At 69.2% G+C, this 21,763-nt stretch carries 19 protein-coding genes; 11 read left to right on the top strand and 8 right to left on the bottom strand.

The window, feature by feature from the left end:
• Positions 1-120 precede the first annotated feature (120 nt).
• Complete coding sequence (locus ABIE38_RS17760; RefSeq protein WP_354058548.1) at positions 121-2,442, top strand: glycoside hydrolase family 3 C-terminal domain-containing protein; 2,322 nt, start codon at positions 121-123, stop codon at positions 2,440-2,442.
• Between the two features lies 1 nt (position 2,443).
• On the opposite strand, the gene ABIE38_RS17755 is transcribed toward ABIE38_RS17760, so the two are convergent.
• The 5 genes from ABIE38_RS17755 to ABIE38_RS17735 form a co-directional block, all read right to left on the bottom strand.
• The gene (locus ABIE38_RS17755) at positions 2,444-3,025 is read right to left on the bottom strand and encodes a dihydrofolate reductase family protein (protein ID WP_354058547.1); all 582 of its coding nucleotides are present in this window, start codon (positions 3,023-3,025) and stop codon (positions 2,444-2,446) included.
• Positions 3,026-3,181: 156 nt separating this feature from the next.
• Entirely contained in the window at positions 3,182-3,754 is a 573-nt protein-coding gene (locus tag ABIE38_RS17750; protein ID WP_354058545.1) for a GNAT family N-acetyltransferase, read from the bottom strand.
• 125 nt (positions 3,755-3,879) lie between these two features.
• Complete coding sequence (locus ABIE38_RS17745) at positions 3,880-4,545, bottom strand: histidine phosphatase family protein (RefSeq protein WP_354058543.1); 666 nt, start codon at positions 4,543-4,545, stop codon at positions 3,880-3,882.
• Entirely contained in the window at positions 4,542-5,162 is a 621-nt protein-coding gene (locus tag ABIE38_RS17740) for a histidine phosphatase family protein (RefSeq protein WP_354058602.1), read from the bottom strand. The genes ABIE38_RS17745 and ABIE38_RS17740 overlap by 4 nt, the downstream gene beginning before the upstream one ends.
• 25 nt (positions 5,163-5,187) lie before the next feature.
• Positions 5,188-6,741 (bottom strand): AMP-binding protein, encoded by a 1,554-nt coding sequence (locus tag ABIE38_RS17735; protein WP_354058541.1) that lies wholly within the window; start codon positions 6,739-6,741, stop codon positions 5,188-5,190.
• 218 nt (positions 6,742-6,959) lie between these two features.
• Here ABIE38_RS17735 and ABIE38_RS17730 point away from each other — a divergent pair, with 218 nt between their 5' ends.
• Genes ABIE38_RS17730 through ABIE38_RS17705 form a run of 6 tightly spaced genes read left to right on the top strand, consistent with a single transcriptional unit; the run spans position 6,960 to position 13,327 of the window.
• Positions 6,960-8,006 (top strand): thiamine pyrophosphate-dependent dehydrogenase E1 component subunit alpha, encoded by a 1,047-nt coding sequence (locus ABIE38_RS17730; protein WP_354058539.1) that lies wholly within the window; start codon positions 6,960-6,962, stop codon positions 8,004-8,006.
• Positions 8,007-8,023: 17 nt separating this feature from the next.
• Entirely contained in the window at positions 8,024-9,049 is a 1,026-nt protein-coding gene (locus ABIE38_RS17725) for an alpha-ketoacid dehydrogenase subunit beta (protein ID WP_354058537.1), read from the top strand.
• A 2-nt stretch (positions 9,050-9,051) separates the two neighbouring features.
• Complete coding sequence (locus ABIE38_RS17720) at positions 9,052-10,515, top strand: dihydrolipoamide acetyltransferase family protein (RefSeq protein ID WP_354058535.1); 1,464 nt, start codon at positions 9,052-9,054, stop codon at positions 10,513-10,515.
• Between the two features lie 3 nt (positions 10,516-10,518).
• Complete coding sequence (locus ABIE38_RS17715) at positions 10,519-10,905, top strand: Zn-ribbon domain-containing OB-fold protein (RefSeq protein ID WP_354058533.1); 387 nt, start codon at positions 10,519-10,521, stop codon at positions 10,903-10,905.
• The gene (locus tag ABIE38_RS17710) at positions 10,902-12,056 is read left to right on the top strand and encodes a thiolase family protein (RefSeq protein ID WP_354058531.1); all 1,155 of its coding nucleotides are present in this window, start codon (positions 10,902-10,904) and stop codon (positions 12,054-12,056) included. Before ABIE38_RS17715 ends, ABIE38_RS17710 begins: the two co-directional genes overlap by 4 nt.
• Positions 12,057-12,067: 11 nt before the next feature.
• Positions 12,068-13,327 (top strand): acyl-CoA dehydrogenase family protein, encoded by a 1,260-nt coding sequence (locus tag ABIE38_RS17705; RefSeq protein WP_354058529.1) that lies wholly within the window; start codon positions 12,068-12,070, stop codon positions 13,325-13,327.
• Positions 13,328-13,393: 66 nt separating this feature from the next.
• On the opposite strand, the gene ABIE38_RS17700 is transcribed toward ABIE38_RS17705, so the two are convergent.
• From ABIE38_RS17700 to ABIE38_RS17690, 3 genes are all read right to left on the bottom strand, one after another.
• Entirely contained in the window at positions 13,394-14,464 is a 1,071-nt protein-coding gene (locus tag ABIE38_RS17700; protein ID WP_354058527.1) for an acyl-CoA dehydrogenase family protein, read from the bottom strand.
• Positions 14,461-16,908, bottom strand: coding sequence for a putative PEP-binding protein (locus ABIE38_RS17695; protein WP_354058525.1), 2,448 nt, complete (start codon positions 16,906-16,908; stop codon positions 14,461-14,463). Before ABIE38_RS17695 ends, ABIE38_RS17700 begins: the two co-directional genes overlap by 4 nt.
• Positions 16,909-17,015: 107 nt before the next feature.
• A complete protein-coding gene (locus tag ABIE38_RS17690) occupies positions 17,016-17,642 on the bottom strand; it encodes a hypothetical protein (RefSeq protein WP_354058523.1) in 627 nt (208 codons plus the stop codon).
• Positions 17,643-17,940: 298 nt separating this feature from the next.
• On the opposite strand from ABIE38_RS17690, the gene ABIE38_RS17685 reads away from it, so the two are divergent.
• The 4 genes from ABIE38_RS17685 to ABIE38_RS17670 are packed head-to-tail and all read left to right on the top strand — an operon-like array spanning position 17,941 to position 21,755.
• Positions 17,941-19,374, top strand: a complete 1,434-nt coding sequence (locus tag ABIE38_RS17685) for an aldehyde dehydrogenase family protein (protein ID WP_354058522.1) — start codon at positions 17,941-17,943, stop codon at positions 19,372-19,374.
• Between the two features lie 40 nt (positions 19,375-19,414).
• A complete protein-coding gene (locus tag ABIE38_RS17680; RefSeq protein WP_354058520.1) occupies positions 19,415-19,903 on the top strand; it encodes a nuclear transport factor 2 family protein in 489 nt (162 codons plus the stop codon).
• Positions 19,900-20,781 (top strand): sugar phosphate isomerase/epimerase family protein, encoded by an 882-nt coding sequence (locus ABIE38_RS17675; protein WP_354058518.1) that lies wholly within the window; start codon positions 19,900-19,902, stop codon positions 20,779-20,781. The genes ABIE38_RS17680 and ABIE38_RS17675 overlap by 4 nt, the downstream gene beginning before the upstream one ends.
• Positions 20,778-21,755 carry a TIGR03621 family F420-dependent LLM class oxidoreductase gene (locus ABIE38_RS17670; protein ID WP_354058516.1) on the top strand — a complete coding sequence of 326 codons (978 nt, stop codon included), beginning with the start codon at positions 20,778-20,780 and terminating at the stop codon, positions 21,753-21,755. The genes ABIE38_RS17675 and ABIE38_RS17670 overlap by 4 nt, the downstream gene beginning before the upstream one ends.
• Positions 21,756-21,763 lie beyond the last annotated feature (8 nt).

The following is a 21,763-nucleotide window of genomic DNA, read 5'->3' as shown; positions in this document are numbered from 1 at the left end:
CGGTGCGCCGGATCCCCGGCGCGGCCAGTCCTCTACAGCCGTGAGATCGACCGACATACCGGAATGCTAGACCGGCGCCCCGTGCTACAACTGGACGACGCACCAGGACGGGGTCACCGTATGACATCAGGCACCGAGTCGTCCGCAGCCGCGTCGCCACCTGATCCCGATCTCGGCCTCGACCTCGACCTCGACCTCGACCTCGAGCAGCAGGCCGCGCTCGGTAGCGGTGCGTCGTTCTGGCGCACCGAGGAGCTCCCGGGGGTGCCCGCGCTCGTCCTCACCGACGGCCCGCACGGGGTGCGGTTCCAGTCCGGTGCATCGGACCATCTGGGGCTCAGTGCGAGCGACCCGGCCACGTGCTTCCCCCCGGCCGCGGGACTGGCGCAGAGCTGGGACCCCGCACTGGCCCGCCGGATCGGGTCCGCGCTGGCCGCCGAGGCGATGGCCGCCGGGGTGGGGGTCCTGTTGGGTCCGGGGATCAACATCAAGCGCGACCCCCGGGCCGGCCGCAACTTCGAGTACTTCAGCGAGGACCCCCACCTCACCGCGGTGATGGCCGGACAGCTGGTCATGGGCCTGCAGGAAGGCGGCGTCGGGGCGTCGGTGAAGCACTTCGCCGCCAACAACTCCGAGCACGACCGCATGCGGGCGAGCTCCGACGTCGACCCCCGACCCCTACGCGAGATCTACCTGCGGGCGTTCGAACGCGTGGTCCGGGACGCCCGGCCGTGGACGGTGATGACGGCCTACAACAAACTCAACGGTGTCTACGCCTCCGAGAACAGGTGGCTGCTCACCGAGCTCCTGCGAGACGAATGGGGTTTCGACGGAGCGGTCATCAGCGACTGGGGCGCCGTGGTTGACCGGGGGGCCTCGGTGCGCGCCGGGCTCGACCTGCAGATGCCCGGACCTGCGGGACTCGACGACGCCGACGTGGTCCGGTCCGTCGAGCAGGGCGAACTCGACCGGGCCCATGTGTACCGGGCCGCGGCGGCCGTGGCGCGCCTGTCGGTGCGGGCCCGGGACGGGCGACAGGAGGCGCGGTCCGGCACCGGGCATCGAGCGGGATCGGTGGACCACGACGCCCACCACGAGCTCGCGCGGGAGGCGGCGGAGTCCTCGATCGTGCTGCTCGCCAACGACGGCGGCCTCCTCCCCCTCTCACCGGGCACCGGTGTCGCGGTGATCGGCGCCTTCGCCCGCGAGCCGCGTTTCCAGGGCGGCGGCAGCTCGCACGTCACTCCCACGCGGGTCGATGTGCCGCTGACGGAGATCCGACGGATCGCCGGGGGCGCCGGGGTCGCCCATGCCACGGGCTTCGGGGATGACGACGACGACGAGGACCTGCTCCTCGCCGAGGCGGTGGCCATCGCGTCCGACGCCGAGGTGGCCGTCCTCATGCTCGGGCTGACCGACGACCAGGAGTCCGAGGGCGTCGACCGGCAGCACATCGATCTCCCCGGAGACCAGCTCCGGCTCCTCGAGGCGGTCGCCGCGGTGCAGGACCGGATCGTGGTGATCGTGTCGGCCGGCTGCGTGGTGGACCTGACCCCCGTGATCCCCCATGCCGCGGCGATCCTGTCCGGGGCGCTGCTGGGGCAGGGCGGAGGCCGCGCGCTCGCGCGTGTGCTCTACGGTCACGCCACCCCGTCCGGACGGCTGGCCGAGACCGTCCCGCTGCGGATCGAGGACGCCCCCAGCTGGGACAACTTCCCCGCCGAGGACTCACACGTGCGGTACGGGGAGGGCATCTTCGTCGGCTACCGCGGTTACGACCACCGGCGGCGGGAGGTCCGGTTCCCCTTCGGCCACGGCCTGTCCTACACGACCTTCGACTACCGGTCACTGACGGTCGTCGCCGGGGATGAGTGGTGGGACGAGGGGTGGACGGCACGGGTCGAGGTCCACAACACCGGGTCGTACCGGGGCCGGGAGGTCGTCCAGATCTACTCCTCGCTCCCGGACTCGGTGCGAAGCCGGGCGCCACGGGAGCTCGTGGGATTCGGCCATATCGAGCTCGAACCCGGGCAGGGCGGGCAGCTCGACGTGCTGATCGAACGCCGGGACCTGGCCTACTGGGACGAGCCGGCCGGGAGCTGGCTGGTCGAGGGCGGCGAGTACGTCTTCGCGGCCGCGGCCTCCAGTCGGGACATTCGGATCGAGAAGAACGTCACGATCGACGGGGATCCGCGCCCGGTACGGATCGACCTCGACTCCACGATCTCCGAGGCGATGACGGACCCCGACGCACGGCTGATCCTCGACGAGGTGTTCCGACCGCTCGCCGCGAACGCCGGCGAGGCGAGCGGCGCCGTGGGGGCCTCTATCGAACAGCTGGTGGGCTCGATCCCCGTGGGCAGGATGCTCTCCGGGTTTCTTGGAATGGACCGGCAGGCGGTCGCGACCATCGCAGAGCAGCTCGCCCGGATCCACCGGTGAGCTAGCTGCTCCGGTCGGCCTCTCGACGTCTGTAGTGCAGGAGCGCGGCCCCGTTGTCGAAGACGCGGTGCTCCACCAGCTCCAGGTCGAGCCCGGCACCCGGGGGCAGTGCGCGCAGGCCGCCACCCACCACCCTGGGGACGACGAAGAGCCTGAACCGGTCGACCATCCCGGCGCTGATCGCCTCACTCGCCGTGGTGGGTCCGAAGATCTCGACCTCTCCCGCGGCGTCGTCGACGATCTGCTGGAGCCGGGAGAGTTCGAGGCGCGGCACCAGCCGGTCCCGGTCGGACGCGAGGTCCGCCTCGGTCATCGTTGAAGACACCGCGGTGCGCGTCAGGTCCTGCCACAGTCGCGCGAACTCGTGCTCGTCGGGGCTCCAGGATCCGTCCTCGGGTTCGGCCTGCCAGTAGGTCATCAACTGGTAGGTGTTCCGCCCCAGGATCTCGTGCGACACCGATTTCATGCGTTCCACGTGAAACCTGAACAGGTCCCCGCCCGGCGCGGTCCAGTCGAAGTCGCCGTTCGCGTCGGCGGCATAGCCGTCGAGCGAGATGGTCGCGGTGTAGCCCAGCGTTCCCATGGTCGTCCTCCGCGGTTCGCGAGGTGGCGGTAGCGGAAAGCCTAACGCCGCGCCGCCGGCTGCCGCGCCCTTTCTCTCCACCGGCGCCGCCCGCTTTCTCTCCAGCGGCGCGGCCCCTTTCACTGCACCGGCGCAGCGACGTCGCGATCGCGGGCGTCACTCGAGTGGGCGACGCATGACGATCCGGGGGAAACCCCCCGCCACCGACGTCGTGTCGGCGACCTTGACGAATCCCGCCTCCTCGAACAGGGAGCGGAACCCCACGAACGCCATCGTCAGGTTGACCTTCGCCACACCGTTGTCCACGGGCACCGCCTCGACGGCGGGCGCGCCGTGGTCGCGCGCGAACTCGACCGCGCCCTCGACCAGCTCCCGCGCGACCCCCCGGCCCCGATACCCGGGGCGGACTCGGATGCAGAAGATCGACCACACAGGCTGAGAGTCGACGGTCGGCACCACTCGTGATCGCGCGATCGGCAACTCGCGGCGCGGAGCGACTCCCGCCCACCCCACGGGTTCCGGTCCGAGGTAGGCGAGCACGCCCGGTGCGGTGTCCCGCCCGCACAGGTCGCGGACGTACTCCCCGCGGGCGGGTCCCGCCAGCGAGTTGTTCGTCTTGGAGTCCAGTCGGTGGCTGAGGCACCAGCACACCGAGGCGTCCGGGTGCTTTTTCGGCCCCAGGAGAACCGCCACATCGTCGAACCGGTCAGCCGGGCGCACCTCGATCATCGCCGCGCCCCCGCTGCAGAAGGTGTCATGGGGTCCATCCTTGTCCGAGGTGTTCGGTGCTCGGTGCTCGGTGCTCGGTGCTCGGGTGCCGAATGTGACACAAATGCCGGTCCACCGCACGCGATTCAGCCGAGGTGCGCCGTCTCGTTGACCGATTGCACGACCATCCGCCCGGAATGCAGAACCGCGATACGGCTGACCGAGGTGTAGGCCGGGTCGAAGAAGAACGGGGAGGGCGCCGCGAGGATGTCGGAGAGCAAGGTGTTGATCACGCCACCGTGCGACACCAGCACCGTGAGCTCGCCGGGGGCTGCCGCGGCCGCGTCGAGCACCGCGCTGCGCATCCGCTGCGCGGCCTCTCGCCGATCATAGTCGGGGATGAAGTCGTCGTATCGCCCCTCGGCGAACGCCCGACCCTGGGAGGTCTCCGCGATCTCCTCGGGGGTCGCGTAATTCTGTCGGTCGCTGTCCCACTCCCGCAGCCGGTGGTCTACCCCCACCTCCAGCCCGAGAGGGTGCGCCGCGTGCCGGGCGGTCTCGAGCGCGCGCGTATACGAGCTCGAGATCACCTGCGCCACCGAGCGATCGCGCAGCCATTCGCCGAGTTGCCGGGCCTGCGCGATTCCTGCCTCACCGAGTCCGGGGTCAGGGCCCGTCGGTCCGCCCGGCAGACCGTGGCGGACCAGGATGATCTTGCTCGCCGCTGCCACGGTCGCGGGCCGGTCGACTGTGTGCTCGGACAGCGGCGCGTTGCACCCCGCGGGGGAACCCGTCATCGGGGAGTCGGTCATGAATGGTCCCCGTTCGCCTCGGTGAACGGCAGGCCCCGCAGGTGGGCTGTGTCGTTGACGGAGTCGACCACCGTGACGCCGGAGTCGAGGCGGCGGACCCGGGCGACGCTGGTGTAGGCGGGGTTGTGCCAGAAGGTTCTGGGCATCTCCAGCACATCGGCCAGAGCGGCGTTGAGGACCCCACCGTGGGCCACGGCCACGACGCGGCCGGTCCGGTGGGTGTCGAAGATCTGCTCCAGCGCTGCACGGGCGCGACGCCGGAACCGGGGCAGGTCTAATCCGGGCACATAGTCCTCGTACCGCCCGGTGCTCACCGCCCGGAGGCGCGGATCGTCGGCCGCCATGTCCTCGACGGCGGTGTAGTCCTCCGGGCTGATGTCGTCGTCCCACTCACGCAGACCGTCGAGGACGTCGTCGATCTCCCGCGAGAGCTCCGCCGCGAGCACCTCTGCGGTCTGCCGGGCGCGGGCGTACGGACTGGTGACCACGGCGTCGATCTGCTCCCCACGGAGCCAGGTCGCCAGTCGCCGTGCGTCGGCGATCCCCTCGGGGGCCAGTCCCGGGTCGCGAACCCCGGACACCGGCTGGCCGTGCCGGACGAACAACACCTCGATCATGTGGGTCACACTCTTCTTTCCGCTGTCAGCCAGCTATGGTGCGTTCGGAATCCCAGTACGGTGCCCGCAACGCCTTCTTGTCCAGCTTGCCCATCGCATTGCGCGCGAGCTCATCGACCACGTCGTAGTGCTTAGGGCACTTGTAGGACGCCAACTCCTGTCTCGCGTATGTCCGCAGGTCGTCGATGTCGACGAACCGGCCCGCCGCGGGGACGACGAGCGCCAGGAGCGCCTCGCCGAGGTCGGCGTCCGGGACCCCGATGACCGCGACCTCCGCGACGTCCGGATGCCCGGACAGCACCTGTTCGCTCTCCGCGGGATAGAGGTTCACCCCCCCGGAGACGACCATGTCGGACACTCGATCGGTGATGAAGACGTACCCCTCGTCGTCGACGTGTCCGACATCACCCAACGTCGCCACGCCGGGCAGGATGTACGCCCGGGCAGTCTTCTCCGGATCACCGTGGTAGACGACCTCTCGTCCGGGCGGAGTCCGAAAACCGAGGATGCCGGTCTCCCCCGCGCCCAGAGTCTCACCGTCGGCGCCCACCACGACCACCTCGAACGGGTCGACCACCCGGCCCACGGACCGGGGATGCTCGAGCCACTGCGTCGAGTCGATCTTGCAGACGGTTCCGATCTCGCTGCCACCGTACGACTCCACCAGCACCGGGCCGAACCATTCGATCATCGCGCGTTTGACGTCCGCCGGGCATGCCGAGCCGGTGTGGGCGACGTGGGCGAGCGAGGAGACGTCGTAGCGGTTCCGGATCCTCGGATCCAGCGCCAGCAGGCGTGAGAAGTGAGTGGGCACCATGAGGGCCGAGGTGACCGAGTGGGTCTCGATGAGTTCCAGCACCCGCTGCGCGTCGAAGCGACCCGGGATCACCACCGGCTGACCGGACAGCAGATGCCGGATCGAGGTGAGCGGGCCGTTGTGCTGGAGCGGCCCGGCCACCAGATGCGCTCCCGGAGGATAGCCGGATCGCCGGGCTATGCCGGATTCGAACTCGGCAGCCGAGGACGCAGGTGTCGGTAACCAGCGGACCTCGGTGCCTCGTGCCCGCCCGGTCGTCCCCGACGTGTACACGAGGGGGGGTCGAGCCGGCCGCTCCGCGAGATCGCCGAGTTCGGCGCCCCCTCGCGAGAGGAAGGCGTCCCACGTCAGCAGTGAGACCGACGCTGAGGCAGCCTCCGAGACGTTGTGAGTAATCACGGTCGTCAGACCGGCCCGCGTAGCGGCCTCCGAAGCTGCCCCGACCCCGCCCGGACCAGTGATCACGGCCACACAACCTGAGTCCAGAAACTGGTCTGCCATCTCGCGCGCGGTGAGCTGACGCGACATCGCGACCGTGCCCACGCCTGCCGCGATCGCCGCCACATGGGCGAGGAGGGTCTCCACACGATTCTCCCCGACGACCGCCACCCGCCCATCGACCCCCGGCGCGATCCTTCGCAGCGCGCGCGCAAGACGGTCGATGGATGATGCGGCATCACCCCAGTTCAGGACTGTAGTGTCGTCTACCAGAGCGACAAGGCCCGGCTCGGCCGTCGCCCGATCTCGAATGTGGTCGAGCATCAGGTCCACTCCTTCACGAAGGCATCCGTGCGGACAATCGTCAGCGTAACTGAATTCCAAGTCAAGTAACATTGGACATTGACTCGGACCGGTGGGGTAACTTTATAGTGATTCTACTAACACTCGGTCGTAGCGGCGACTGAGACGGCGACGGGGATCGGCACAGTTCCGTGGTGCGACGAAATCCATCCGCCGTCATCGACAGAGAGGTGGACGTGGTGACCACGACCGAGACCAGCGCCCCGAACGGGGACCCGGCCGACCGGGCGGTCAGCCGCCCGATCAGCCCGGCAGAACCGACCCCCAGCAAGGAGGTCGTCCTCGATCTCCACAGGCGGATGGTGCGTATCCGTCAGTTCGAGACGGAGGCCGGCAAGCTCATGGAGGGAGGGCGCCTCCCCGGGTTCCTCCATCTCTATGTCGGCCAGGAGGCGGTCGCCGCCGGTGCGATGAGCAACCTCCGGGACGACGACCAGATCTCCTCCACCCACCGTGGCCACGGGCACGCAGTCGCCAAGGGCGCGCAGTTCCGACAGATGTTCGCGGAGCTCTTCGGACGGGTGGACGGGTACTGCAAGGGCCGCGGCGGATCGATGCACATCAACGACCTGTCGATCGGCATGCTCGGCGCAAACGGGATCGTCGGGGGCGGTATCCCCATCGCGGTCGGAGCCGCCTTCGCTGCCAAGTACCGCGGGGACGACTCGGTGGCGATCCCGTTCTTCGGTGACGGGGCCAGCAACATCGGGGCGTTCCACGAGTCCGCCAACCTGGCCGGCATCCTCGACCTGCCTGTGGTGTTCGTCTGCGAGAACAACGGCTACGCGGAGTTCACCGCACTACGCGACCACATGAAGCTCGAGAACGTCGCCGATCGTGCCGCCGCCTACGGGATGCCCAGCGAGATCTGCGACGGGATGGACGCGATCGAGGTGCGAGCGGCGGTCGGTCGAGCGGTGGAACGCGCCCGAGCCGGCGGCGGACCGTCAATGGTGGAGGCCAAGACGTACCGGTACTACGACCACCAGGGCGTGAAAGGCCTCCGGAAGGCCTACCGAACCGATGACGAGGTCAAGGCCTGGCGGGAGCGTGACGCGATCAAACTGCTGGAGGCACGTGCAGTCGCCGAAGGCCTGGTCACCGAGGCCGAGTTCGCCGAGGTCTGGACCGAGGTCGACGCCGACATCACCGAATCCGTGGCTTTCGCCGAGGACAGTCCCTTCCCCGATGTCGCCGACATCGCGCTGAACGTCTACACCGTCTGACCCGGGAGTTCTAAACAATGTCCACTTCAACAGAACTGACCATCGAGCAGGCGGCGGAGTCCACCAGGTCCACGACCTACGTCAAGGCCTTCAACGAAGGCGTGGCGCAGGTGATGCGCGAAGATGAGGACGTCTTCGTGATCGGCGAGGACGTCGCCGCCTACGGCGGCGTCTTCCACATGTACGACGGACTGCTCGCCGAGTTCGGCCCACGGAGAATGGTCGACACCCCCATCGCGGAGATGGGCCTGATCGGCCTGGGCGTGGGTGCTGCGGCCCGGGGCCTCCGTCCGATCGTCGACATCATGTTCATGGACTTCCTGGCCGTGGCCCTCGACCAGGTCGTCAACCAGGCCGCCAAGATGAAGTTCATGTTCGGCGGCGAGGTGAAGGTGCCCATGGTCATCACAGTGGCCTACGGAGCCGGTGTGAGCGCGGGCGCCCAGCACTCGCAGAGCCTGGAGACATGGCTTGCGCACACGCCCGGACTCAAGGTCGTCATGCCGTCCAACGCTCAGGACGCCAAAGGCCTGCTGGTCTCCGCGGTCCGCGACGACAACCCGGTCGTCTTCATGCTCAACAAGGTGCTGCTCGGCTCGCGCGGTGAGGTGCCCGAGGAGATCTTCGAGATCCCCATCGGTCAGGCCTCGATCCCGCGCACCGGTGACGACGTCACCATCGTCGCCTTCGGCCGAATGGTCCAGGAGGCCCTCAAGGCCGCGGACGCGCTCGAGCAGGAGGGGGTCTCGGTCGAGGTCATCGACCCGCGGAGCGTCCAACCGCTGGACACCGCCACGATCGTCGACTCCGCCCGGAAGACGAACCGCGTCCTCGTCGTGCACGAGGCGGTCACGTTCGGTGGCATCGGCGCCGAGGTGTCCTCACAGATCCAGGAGGAGGCGTTCGACTACCTGGACGCACCCGTCCTGCGCATCGGTGCCCCCTTCTCGCCGGTGCCGTTCAGCGCGCCGCTGGAGAAGGCCTACGTGCCCGACGCCGAGCGGATCGCAGCAGGTGCCCGCCGACTCATCGAGAGGAACTGACCGTGGCCTTCCAGATCGTGCTGCCCAAACTGGGGCTCACCATGCAGGAAGGGGTCATCGGTGAGTGGGTTGCCGAATCGGGCCAGCAGGTCACCGAGGGCGACACCCTGTTCCGGGTGGAGACAGACAAGGTCGAGGTCGATGTCGAGGCGGAGGCCGAGGGAGTACTCGCCACCGTCGCGGAGGCCGGGGCCGTGTTACCGGTCGGGGCACTGGTCGGATGGATCCTCGCGGACGGTGAAGCGGAGCCCGACGGCACCGCGACACCGACCCCGGCACCGGCACCGGCACCGGCACCGGCACCGACTGACGATCGGAGCCCGGTGGATCCGGCGCCGACCCCCGGAACCGGGACACCGACCCCTGACCTGAGTCCCTCCGATGAACCGGTGCGCCTGAAAGCGTCCCCGAACGCCCGGCGTGTGGCCACCGCGGCCGGTGTGGACCTCACCCGGATCACCGGTACCGGGCCGGGCGGGCGGATCGTCTCCGAGGATGTCGAGGACCACCTCGCGACGCCGGCGGCGGCCACCCCGGTGCCCACGGGTACGAATGAGCAGACCGGCAGGGGCGCCGCATTCGTCGGCCCACTGGTCAGGAAGCTGGCGGCCGAACTGGGTGTGGATCTCGACCGCGTGCCCGGCACCGGGACCGGAGGTCGGATCATCCGCTCCGACGTGGAGCGTGCGGCGTCGGGTGGCGAGATCGACACAGCGTCGACCACCACCGACAAGGCGCAACCGGCTCGGTCGGCTCCGTCGGCTCCGTCGGCAGGCGACGTCATCCCCCTGCGCGGCATGCGTGGTGCGATCGCCCGGAACATGATGGAGAGTCTGCACACCACGGCGCAACTGACCCACGGCTACGAGGTGGACGTCACCGCGCTCGTCGCTGTCCGCGCCGCTCTGAAGATCGAAGCCACCGACTCGTCGCAGCAGACTCCGAGCCTCAATGACTTCATCGTGCGGGCGGCCGCTCTCGCCCTGCGCGAACATCCGCTGCTCAACGCGGGGATCGTCGACGACGAGATCGTCTTGGCCGAGCGCATCGATGTCGGAATCGCCGTCGCCGTCGACGGTGGATTGATGGTGCCGGTCGTCCGCTCCGCAGACGAGCTGCCGGTCTCCGCCCTCGGCGCCACCACCCGGCGGCTGGCCGGTGATGCGCGGTCAGGTCGGATCTCCCCGGCCGACCTCGAGGGGGCGACCTTCTCGGTGAGCACACTCGGTGCATACGGAGTCGACTTCTTCACCCCCGTCATCAACCCGGGCAACGTCGCCATCCTCGGCGTCGGACGGGTCAAGGACGGCGTGCGCTGGGACGGTGACACCCCGGCGCGCACTGAGGTATTGACGCTGAGCCTGACGTTTGATCACCGGGCAGTCGACGGTGCGCCGGCGGCGGAGTACCTCCGCACGGTGGGTGACATCCTCTCCCGGCCGCTGTCGTTATTGTCCGGGAGCTGACCGGTGGCGCACGTACTCGTCGAGGACGGACTCTTCGCCGGCACCGACCCACCTGTCCTCGCCGGGTCGCGGTGCTCGTCCTGCGCGACCGTCGCCTTCCCCGCGGCGTCGCGGTGTCCCGGGTGCGCGGGAACCGTGGTCTCGCGGGTACCACTCCCGACCCGCGGGACGGTCTGGACCTGGACAGACCAGCGTTTCGCCCCCAGACCGCCGTACCACTCCCCGGTCGACGGGTTCGAGCCGTTCGTGGTGGGCTACGTCGATCTCGGTCCGGTCCTGGTGGAATCGCGGCTGATCGGCCCGGTCTCGATCGGTGACGAGGTCGACCTGCGATTGCTCGATCTCGACCACGGGATCACCGGATTCGGGTTCGGGAGGGTGGAACCGTGACCGGACCGGGAGTGTATGTCGTCGGCGCCGGGATGCATGCGTTCGGCCGACACGGCGACGCGATCAGCGGAATGGACATGGGCGAGATCGCCCTACGCGCCGCGCTCGACGACGCGAACCTGAGCTGGGAGCAGATCGGCGCGGCGGTCGGCGGGAGCAACATCTCCGGGAAACCGGACGCGCTGGTCTCCAGACTCGGCTTGTCCGGCATCCCGTTCACCACTGTCAAGAACGGGTGCGCCACCGGTGGTGTCGCGCTCTCGACGGCATCGGACATGATCGTGTCCGGCCGGGCGGACGTCGTCGCGGTGGTGGGTTTCGACAAACACGGTCGTGGCGCATTCGGCTCCGATCCCGCGGCGTACGGGCTCGGTTCCTGGTACGCACGGTCCGGGATGATGGTCACCACGCAGTACTTCGCCATGAAGACGCGGAGGTACTTCCATGTTCACGGTCTCGACGAGTCGCTCCTCGGCGCGGGCGCGGAACGAGCATTCGCCAACGGGGCGGCGCATCCGATGGCGTGGCGACGCACACCGCTGACACGGGATGAGATCCTCGCCGCGACACCCGTGAACACGCCACTCACCCAGTACATGTTCTGCTCACCCGGCGAGGGTGCCGTGGGACTGATCCTCGCCTCGGGTGACCGCGCCTCCGATCTGTGTGAGCAGCCGGTGCGTCTGGCTGCGGCAGAGGTCCGTACGCGACGGTCGGGGTCGTTCGAGGTGTTCTCACCCTGGTTGGACCCCGATCCGGCGAACAGCCCCAGTATCGACGCCTCTGCGGCGGCGTTCGCGGCCGCCGGCCTCGAACCCGGGGACGTCGATGTCGTGCAGGTGCAGGACACCGACAGCGGTTCGGAGATCATCCACCTGGCCGAGACCGGGCTCTGTGGACACGGTGAGCAGGCCGACCTGATCACCTCCGGCGCCACGCACCCCGATGGCCGCCTCCCGGTGAACACCGACGGAGGCTGCCTCGCCAACGGCGAGCCGATCGGCGCCTCGGGACTACGGCAGGTACACGAGGTCGTCCGTCAGTTGCAGCAGCGGGCACCCGGGGTGCAGGTGCCCGGGTCACCCCGGGTCGGCTTCACCCACGTCTACGGCGCCCCCGGGCTCTCGGCCTGCACGATCCTGACGGTGTGAGGAGAACGCCAATGTCAGCACCACACGCAACCACCGATACCGCGCAGAGGGAGCTCGCGGCGTTCCGTGACGAGGTCCGTGACTGGCTCGCCCAGGTCGCCGCGCCGCGATCCGAGGGGCCGTCCGGGCCACCGGACCTGGCCGTGTTCCGCAACCTGTCCGACGAGGACGAGCGCGCTCTACTGGACGCGGCGCGGACCTACCGGCGCCGGCGATACGACGCCGGCTACGGCGCGCTGACGCTCGCGCCGGAGCACGGTGGCCGTGGCCTCCCGGCGTCCTTCGCGTCCGAGATCGCCCGGGCCGAACTCGAGTTCGATGTCCCCCCGTCGACCGAACTGATCAGTGTGACGACCGGCCTGGTCGGTCCGGCGGTCGCGATGTTCGGCACGGATCAGCAGCGCGCCGACTACGCCGAGCCGCTCCTGCGGACCGATCTGCTGGCCTGCCAGTTGTTCAGCGAACCAGGGGCCGGTTCAGATCTGGCATCCCTGTCCTGCCAGGCCCGTCGCGACAAGGATGGCTGGATCCTCAACGGCCAGAAGGTGTGGTCGTCCGGTGCCCGTTTCGCCGACCTGGGAATGCTGTTGGCGCGCACGGATCCGGAGGCCCCGAAACACAAGGGGATCACCGCGTTCCTGGTTCCACTCGATTCGCCAGGCGTGGAGATCCGGCCGATACGTCAGATGAGTGGCGGGTCCTCGTTCAACGAGGTCTTCCTCTCCGACGTGCACGTGGCGGATTCGGCGCGACTCGGGGAGCCCGGACAGGGATGGCAGATCGCGGGCGCGACCCTGTCGTTCGAGCGCACCGCCTCCGGTTCTGTGACGCGGAAGAAGGGGGGATCGGTCGAGGAACTCGTCGCCCTCGCGCAGAGCCTGGGCGTGGCCGACGATCCACTCGTCCGACAGCAACTCGCCGACGTCTACATCCGCGCCGAGCTGCGCAAGGCCACCGCAGATCGGGTCGCCCGTGCGGCGGCCGCCGGTCGCTCGCCCGGGCCGGCCGCGTCCGTCGGGAAGCTCATGGCGTCCGACGTACTCAGCAGGATCGGCGAGGTCGCGTCGGACCTTCTTGGTAACGACATCGCCGTGGAACTCGATCCGGACCGCTTCGCCTGGACCGAGCACGTGCTCGGCAGCCCGGGTTACCGGCTGGCCGGCGGGACGGATCAGATCCAGCGCAACATCATCGCAGAGCGCGTACTGGGCCTTCCTCCCGAACCACGTTCACCCAAGGACACACCGTTCTCCGAGCGCGACAGGCGCTGAGAGGACACCGGCGGCGAGCGTCAACCCGCCGCCGCGGTCCTCACCGCTGCGCGGGTCGAAGGGCCTCTACCATCCCAGAGCGGTGGCCAGGCGCTCGCGGTGGAAAGCGCTCCCACCGAACAGCTGCGCATCCGCTCGTGCGCGGCGGTAGTACAGATGACAGTCGTGCTCCCAGGTGAAACCTATGCCACCGTGCAGCTGGAGAGCTTCGGCGCTGACCGTGCGGTAGGCGTCGCTGCACCAGGAACGCGCCAGAGGCGCGGCTTCGTCGAGTACGGCGGCCTCTGTGGCCCTGGAGACGGATGACCGAGCGGATTCAACCAGTACGAGTTGGTCGGCCAGGGAGTGTTTGACCGCCTGGAATCCACCGACCGCCCGGCCGAACTGACGCCGCTCCTTCACGTACGCGACCGTGTTGTCGAGGCTCGCCTGAGCACCGCCCAGTTGTTCGGCGGCGAGGACCACGATGGCGACGTCGAGAGCGTGAAGAACGGCCGCGTCCACAGAGTCGGGGGATGCGAGTCTTCTCGCGGGTACCTCGGACAGGCTCACCGATGCGTGCGCCCGGGACAGGTCGAGCGTCCGAAACGGAGTGGCATGAACGCCGGAATGCCGGGCGTCGCAGACGAAGAGCTCGACACCGTCAGTGGTCCGGGCCCCGACGACGAACCAGTGAGCGCCCGCCGCACCGAGCACCGAGTCGACCTGGCCGGACAGGGCACCGTCCGCATCCCCGGGCCCGAGGGTCACCCCGATGCCCCCCGGCGACCACCACCCTCGACGATCGAGGCCCAGGAAAGCTGCTGGCGCCCCCTCGGCGATCTCGCCGAGTACGTCGTCCGCACCGTGGGTACGACTGAGGATCTGCGCGGCCAGCACGGTGGACAGATAGGGCACGGGCAACACGACTGCACCGCACTCCTCGGCCACCACCGTCATCTCGGCGAGACCACCGAGACCGCCATGGTCAGCAGACACGCCGAGAGCTCCTACGCCGATCTGCTCGGCCAGTACCGACCAGGAACGCCTGTCCCAGCCCGGGCCCGCGGGATCCAGTCCACGGCACACGGCTGTACCGCCGAGCGATCCGACGGCATCACGCACCGCCCGACGTAGATCGTCGAGTTCCGTCGTCACGCGATCCCCTCGTCGTCTCGGGCCAGCACAGCGCGTGCGGCCGCGAGCCGAGCGACCGGCATGCGGTGCGGGGAGCACGACACGTAGTGCAGTCCCGCGGAGTTCAGGAAATCAATGGAATCGGCATCTCCACCGTGCTCGCCACACAGTCCGAGCTTGATGTCCGGTCTGGTGCTCCGGGCGTGCAGAACCGCTCGCGACACGAGGGCTCCGACCCCGTCGCGATCGAGCACCGCGAACGGACTGTCCGACAACAATCCCTGCCCGAGGTAGTGCGTCAGCATGCTCTTCTCGACGTCGTCGCGGGAGAACCCGTAGGTCAACTGCGTGAGGTCGTTCGTACCGAACGAGAGGAAGTCCGCGTGCTCGGCGAGCCTTCCCGCCATCAGCGCGGCCCGGGGGGTCTCCACCATGCTGCCCACCGTGTACGGAACCGAGACGCCGGTCGATTCGGCCACCACCTCGGCTGCGCTGTGGACCTGTGCGATCGCCTCGGCCAGCTCCTCCGGCAGGGACACGAGAGGAACCATCACCTCGAGGCGCGGTCGCACCCCCTCCGCGCTGACCGTGACCCACGCACGGAAGAGCGCCTCGGCCTGAGCCGGGTACAGCCGCTTCTGCACCATGGCGTACCGCACACCACGCAGGCCGAGCATCGGATTGGACTCGTGGGTGTCGGCCGCGCGTCGTGCCTGCGCCTCGTCGCGGTAGTCCCCGTCGACGGGGAGGAACTCGTGGAGGGGAGCATCCAACAGGCGCACCGTGATGGGGCGATCGGCGACCACACGGAGCAACTCGGTGAAGTCGGCCTCCTGCGCTGCGGTCAGCGCGGCGATGGCCTCGATCTCCTCCTGCTCGGTCTCGGCCAGCACGAGGCGTTGGACCAGCGGGAGCTGTTCACCGAGAAACTGGTGCTCCGTGCGGCACAGTCCGATCCCCTCTGCGCCCAGACGGAATGCGGTGGTCGCGTCCGCGGGGTTGTCGGCGTTGGCGCGCACGCCGAGGCGCCGGATGTCGTCAGCCCACCCGAGGAGGGTGTCCAGCTCGGCCGAGGGTTCGGGTGGCCGGATGGCGACCTCACCCAGATAGACGTGACCGGTACGACCGTTCACGGACACCACATCACCTTCGGATATGACGATGTCACCATTGGTGACAGTCCGAGCCTCCCGGTCGATCCGGAGTCCGGTGGCCCCACACACGGCGGGTCGTCCCGCTCCGCGCGCCACCACCGCGGCGTGGGAGGCGAGGCCCCCTTTCGAGGTGATGACGGCGGTGGCGGCCATCAGTGCCGGAACGTCGGCCGGGCTGGTCTCGGCTGCGACCAGGATCACCGGCGTCCCCTCTTCCGCCCAGCGCAGTGCGGTATCGGCGGACAGGGCGATCCGTCCGGTGGCCGCTCCGGGGGACGCGGGGAGGCCGTGCGCGATGAGTTGTTCGCCCCCGTCGAGCTTGATCTGGGGATGGAGCAGGTCCTGCATCAGGTTGGGATCGAGCATCGCGACCGCGTCCCGCCGCCCGATAGCGTGGTCGGCGACCAGGTCCACCGCCAGTGTCGTGACCGCACGCGGGCCAGGATGCTCCACGCCGCCGGCGCTGAGCAGCGCGAGCTGACGGTCGCGCACCTCGAATTCCACCTCCGCGACGCCCCGCAGATGCGGTTCGAGGGTTGCGAAGATCTGGTCGAGGATGGCGGTTCCGCCCGGCATCGCCTCAAGTGGCTCGCCGGGGCCGGGATCAGGATCCGCACGCCGCACCCCTAGGTGGAAGACACCGTGGGGGGCGTACCGCCCGGTCTCCAGGCTCCGGCTGACCGCGTGGCCATACCCCGACTCGTCCCAGGAACCGAGCCGCAGTGCGCGCAGATGGAGCGCTATACCCAGATCGTCGGGGAGGGACAACGACCTGCGGGCACGCTGTCCACGTGGCGAGGCCCAGCGTGCGAGCATCGCCTGGGCAGCGAGTCCGAGCTGCTCGGCGGGGTCGCTCGGATACGGTGCGCCGGTCGACTCCTCGACGAGATCGAGCAGCGCCTGGACGCGCGAACGCACGTCGGGCGACTCGTCGATCGCGTCGTCGAGGTCGTCGGGGTCGATCCCGAGGGCGTTCTCCGCGGTGAACCTCAGCGTATGGGCCCACGAGTCGAAGACGTCCCGATCCCGGCCGATGACCTCGACGAGCGCGTCGACGTTGCGTGGCGACAGTCCGATCACCGAGAGGGCCGGCGGGAGCGCGGACACCGGTACCGGTGCACTACAGCGCAGATGCATGAGCATGGGACGTCGTTCGGTGCGGACGGCGGGCCAGATCCCGCGCACCGCGAGCTTCTCCAGCAGGTCGATGGCCACTCCGGCGGTCTCCCTGTGGGCGAGCTCCTCTCCCGCGCCGACCGGGATCGTCAGACCCGGCACGACGGGCAGCCCGAGTCCGACGAGGTTGTCCATCTCGACACCGTGAACGCCGAGCTCTGCGGCCGTCAGCCCACGCGCGCGTCCCTGACCGTGTGGAACGGCGATTCGTGTGAGCGTGTGGACCGCACTGTCGGAGAGGGTCATCCCGCAGCGCCGGCGACGAGCTCCGCCTCGAGCGCCTCGTCCTCGGCGCGGGAGACCCCCAGCATCATCAGGACGTGCTGATGCAGCCACATCCACACCGTGTGATAGCCATCGGTCAGCGGGGAGGTCAGTGATGCCGTGTCCCCGCCGTCGAAACGTTCGAGCGCGACCCGAAGGCGGTCACGGTGGTCGAGCATCTCCGGAACCGTCTTTCCCGCCCGTCGCAGGAGCTTGCTGACGTCAGTGTGGATGTCGTCGAGCTGATCCCGCAGCCGCGCGTCGTACTGCGGGTCGGAGTGGTCGTTGACCGAGCCGTCGGGACGGCACTGCCACGCGGTACAGAGCTCGCGGAGTCGACGGTTGACGGGGAGGAAGGCGTGGAGGAACTCGGTGACGACGGTCTCGGCCTCGCCACCCTCCTCCAGTCGCACAAGCCGGCCGGCCTCGGTGATGCCGCTCGAGCTCGGCATCACCATCGGCCCCTTGGCCAGCGCGAGATCGGAGTCGATGACCTCCTGCAGGGCGGGGCTGACCTGCCCCCGGTGCATTCCCCTCATGACCAGGACGACCAGCTCGTCCGCTGCGGTCACTGGCTCGGAGATGTTGATCGCGAGGTCATTCATGATGCTCCTGGGTGCGGGATTCGGGTCCCTGTCGGGACGAGGGGCATGACGGCGGCTACGCAGGCGTCCCGAGATCGACACGTGACCGTCCGCTCACCTTCATCGCTTTGTGACGATGGTCATAATTTACCCCAGCAGGAGTCGATGTCAAGAAACTTCGGCCAAATATGTACAGGGATGCGAGAACGCGCTACATACTTGACTTCTAGTTCGGTATGGTTGCGTCCGGAATGTGACACATGACACGACACGCCACGACGCCACCGGGCGGCTGGCCGCACGGACGGGAGGACTGGGCGTGGAAGAACGCACGAGGCTCTACATCGGGGGCAGGTGGGTCCCCTCGACGGAAGACGGCCGGATCGAGGTCCTGGACGCCGCGACAGGCGCGGCCATGGGGCAGGTCCCGGCCGGGACCACCGCGGACTGCGACGCCGCCGTAGAGGCCGCCGCCCGGGCCTTCCCCGAGTGGTCTCGGGTCCCCGTGGCCGAGCGCGTCGCGACGCTGCGCCGATTTGCCGACCAGCTCGATGCCCGATCGACGGAGTTGGCGACACTCATGGCACGCGAGGTGGGGACACCGATCGAGCGGTCGAAATCGGTGCAGGTCGGGCTCGGCGTCACGGTGTTCAGGACGATGGCCGATTCCCTCGAGGCGCTCCCGGCGGAGGAGCGCCGTGGGAACTCACGCATCCTCCGGGTCCCGGTGGGCGTGGTGGGCGCCATCACTCCGTGGAACTATCCGCTCTACCAGTTGGCCGCAAAGGTGGCCCCGGCCCTCGCCGCGGGGTGCACGTCCGTCGTGAAGCCCAGCAGCGTCGCACCCCTGGCCGCCTTCGTCGTCGCCGACATCGCGGAGGAGATCGGGCTGCCGGCCGGGGCCCTCAACATCGTCTCCGGATCCGGACGCGTGGTCGGGCAGCGCCTGGCGGCCCATCCGGACGTGGACATGATCAGCCTGACCGGGTCGACGGGCGCGGGCGCGACGGTAGCTGAGATCGCTGCATCCAGCATCAAGAAAGTCGCCCTTGAGCTCGGCGGGAAGTCGGCGTTCATCGTGGCGCCGGGGGCCGATCTGGAAGCCGCTCTGACGGCAGCGGTGCGGGGGTGCTTCGTCAACAACGGACAGACGTGCGCTGCCACCACCCGCCTTCTGGTCCCACAGGAGATCCTCGGTGAGGTCGAAGCCTGGCTCGCGCAACGCGTCGGTGGAATGTCGATAGGCGACCCACTCGACCCGGCGATAGAGATCGGACCAATGGCCTCGGCCGACCAACAGCGCACGGTCCACCGCTATCTCGACACGGTGCCGGCATCCGCGCGGGTGGTGGCCGGTGGCGCCGGCGCGGTCCACGGCCTCGACGCCAGGCTGTCCGGTGGCTTCTTCGTGCGCCCGACTGTGATCAGCGGGGTGGACAACACCGCTGCCATCGCCCGGGAGGAGGTCTTCGGCCCGGTTCTCACCGTGCTGGGGTACTCGGGGATCGACGACGCGGTACGCATCGCGAACGATTCCGACTTCGGTCTCTCCGGCGCGGTGTTCGCGTCCGACGACGACGCCGCGGTCGCGATCGCCCGTCGACTCCGGACCGGTCAGGTCGCGATCAACGGGGGACGGTTCAACCCGTTCGCCCCGTTCGGCGGAATGAAGAAGTCCGGTATCGGCCGCGAACTCGGACCCGACGGCCTGGAGGAGTACTTCGAGAAGATCTCGTTGCAGATGCCCGCCTGACTCGCCAACCCCGGCACCTCCCACCGAAGGAGACCGAACGATGACCTCCGACGTCGACTCGATAGTCCGCCTCATGGCGCGCTTCGCACGTGGCATCGATCTGCGCGATTGGACCCTGTACCGATCGGTGTTCACCGATCAGATCGACATCGACTACACCAGCTACCGGCCGGGAAGCGAGGGTCGGTTCCGCGCCGACGACTGGGTGGATCGCGGGCGCATGCTCTTCCCCGGACTGAGCGCCTCCCAGCACTTTCTGTCGAACTTCGACATCTCGGTCGACTCCGCAGAGGGCACCGGCCGGGTGGTCGCGTACGTGCGCGCCGAGCACGTCCTGCCCGACGCGGCGGGTGACGCGGTCTTCACCATCGGGGGGTTCTACACCGATGACGTGGTGCGGGTCGACGATGACTGGCGCATCTGCGCGAAGCGCCTGACCGTGCTGTGGAACACCGGCAATCCGCAGGTGCTCACGCTGGCGCGCGAGAGGGCCGCGGAACTCGCACGGAGCCCGGGCGAGGACGGATGACCGGGAGGATCGTCTCGCTCGCGTCGCTGTCCGCCATCGATGTGACACCTCCCCAGCTGGTCGAGTACGCGGCCGCGGGCGGTTTCGATGCCGTGGGCGTGCGCGTGGCCGCCGGGTACGGGGACCGGGGTCACGTGCTCACCGAGGGCTCACCGATGCTCGCCGACACCCTCAGGGCGCTCGACGACCACGGGCTGTCGGTGCTCGACGTCGAGGTGATCAAGCTGCACCCCGGTTCGTCCTCGTTGGACTGGGACCCGGTGCTGGCGGCCGGAGCAGCACTCGGTGCGCGGTACGTGCTCGCCACCGTCCTCGACGGGGACGCCGGCCGGGCGGGGGACAACTTCGCCGCGCTGACGGCCGCGGCGGCGGCGAACGGCATGCGGTGTTGCCTCGAACCCATGGTCTTCAGCGCCGTCCGCGACCTCGAGGCGGGACGCGCCCTGACCGCCCGCTCCGGTGCCCGCGGGTCGGGCCTGCTCCTGGACGCCCTCCACTGGTCGCGCGCCGGCGGGACCGTGGCCGGACTGGCCGCGATCGGTGAACTCCCCATTCCCTACTGGCAGATCAGTGACGCCTCCCGGGCCGGACCGGCCGCCGACGACAACGCCGCGATCACCGAGGCCCGGGGCAACCGGTTGGCACCCGGCACGGGCACACTTCCGTTGGCCGCGATCGCCCGGACCCTGGCGGGTGCCTCGGTCAGCGTGGAGGTCCCATCGGCGCGCGGGCGGGCGGACCCGCGCGGCTGGGCGATCGAGCTCGGGACCGCGACCCACCGCCTCCTCTCCCGGGTGCCATCCACGGACGCACATCGGGCGCCACGATCGCCGAGCCCGGCGAGCACACCCTCCGAACAGTTGGAAGTGACCTCATGACACCGGACACCCCTCGACCGTTTCGCTTCGCCGCCCAGGTCTACCGGGCCGAGACCGGTGCCGACTGGCGCGACGTCGCCCGCAAGGTGGAGGACCTGGGCTACTCCGCCCTGCACGTGTCCGACCATTACATCGGTCCGGGTCCCGCACTGGACCCGACCGCGCACCGCCCGGTGACCCTCGCACCGATCGCGAGCATGGCCGTGGCCGCCGAGGTGACCAGCTCGATCGCGATCGGCTGCCGCATGTTCTGCACCAGCTATCACGAGCCCGTGGTGCTCGCCAAGGAGGCGGCGACCCTGGCGATGTTCGCGCCCGGTCGTATCGAGGTCGGTCTGGGCGCGGGGTGGCTGGGTAGAGAGTACGAGGCGATGGGCATCCCCTTCCCGACCGCCGGTGAGCGGGTCGACCGTCTCGCACAGACCGTCGAATTGTGCCGGCAGCACTTCGCGGGAGAGCCGATCCACGTCGACGGATCGCAGGTGCGCGCCACGGGCTTCGCGCCGCTGCCGGTGCCGGACCAGGCTCCCCCGCTCATGATCGGCGGTGGCGCCCGGCGGGTCCTCACGCTCGCGGGTGCCGCCGCCGACATCGTCAGTGTCAACTTCAACAACCGCTCGGGGCGGCTCGGGTCGGACAGCGTGGCCACCTCGACGGTGGCCGAGACGCACAGGAAGCTCGCCTGGGTGCGCGCCGGAGCGGGCGACCGGATGCCGGACATCGAACTCGAGACCGGCGCGTACTTCATCGCCATCGACGGAGCGACCGACGTCACCGAGAACGCGCTCATGCAGCGCACGGGATTCACCTCGGGGGAGCTGCGGTCCTTCCCCCACGCGCTGGTCGGGTCGGTCGACGAGATCTGCGATCAGCTCGAGCAGCGACGCGAGGAGTTCGGTTTCTCCTACTTCACCATCGGGGACCGCGCGTTCGAGCAGTTCGCGCCCATCGTCGAACGAATGACTGGAAAGTGAGTGTGGCC

This window comes from Dietzia sp. 2505, from assembly GCF_040546785.1.
In the GTDB taxonomy this organism is placed as follows: Bacteria; Actinomycetota; Actinomycetes; order Mycobacteriales; family Mycobacteriaceae; genus Dietzia.
The sequence above is the reverse complement of the archived record's forward strand: the minus strand, read 5'-3'. Positions and strand labels throughout refer to the sequence as shown.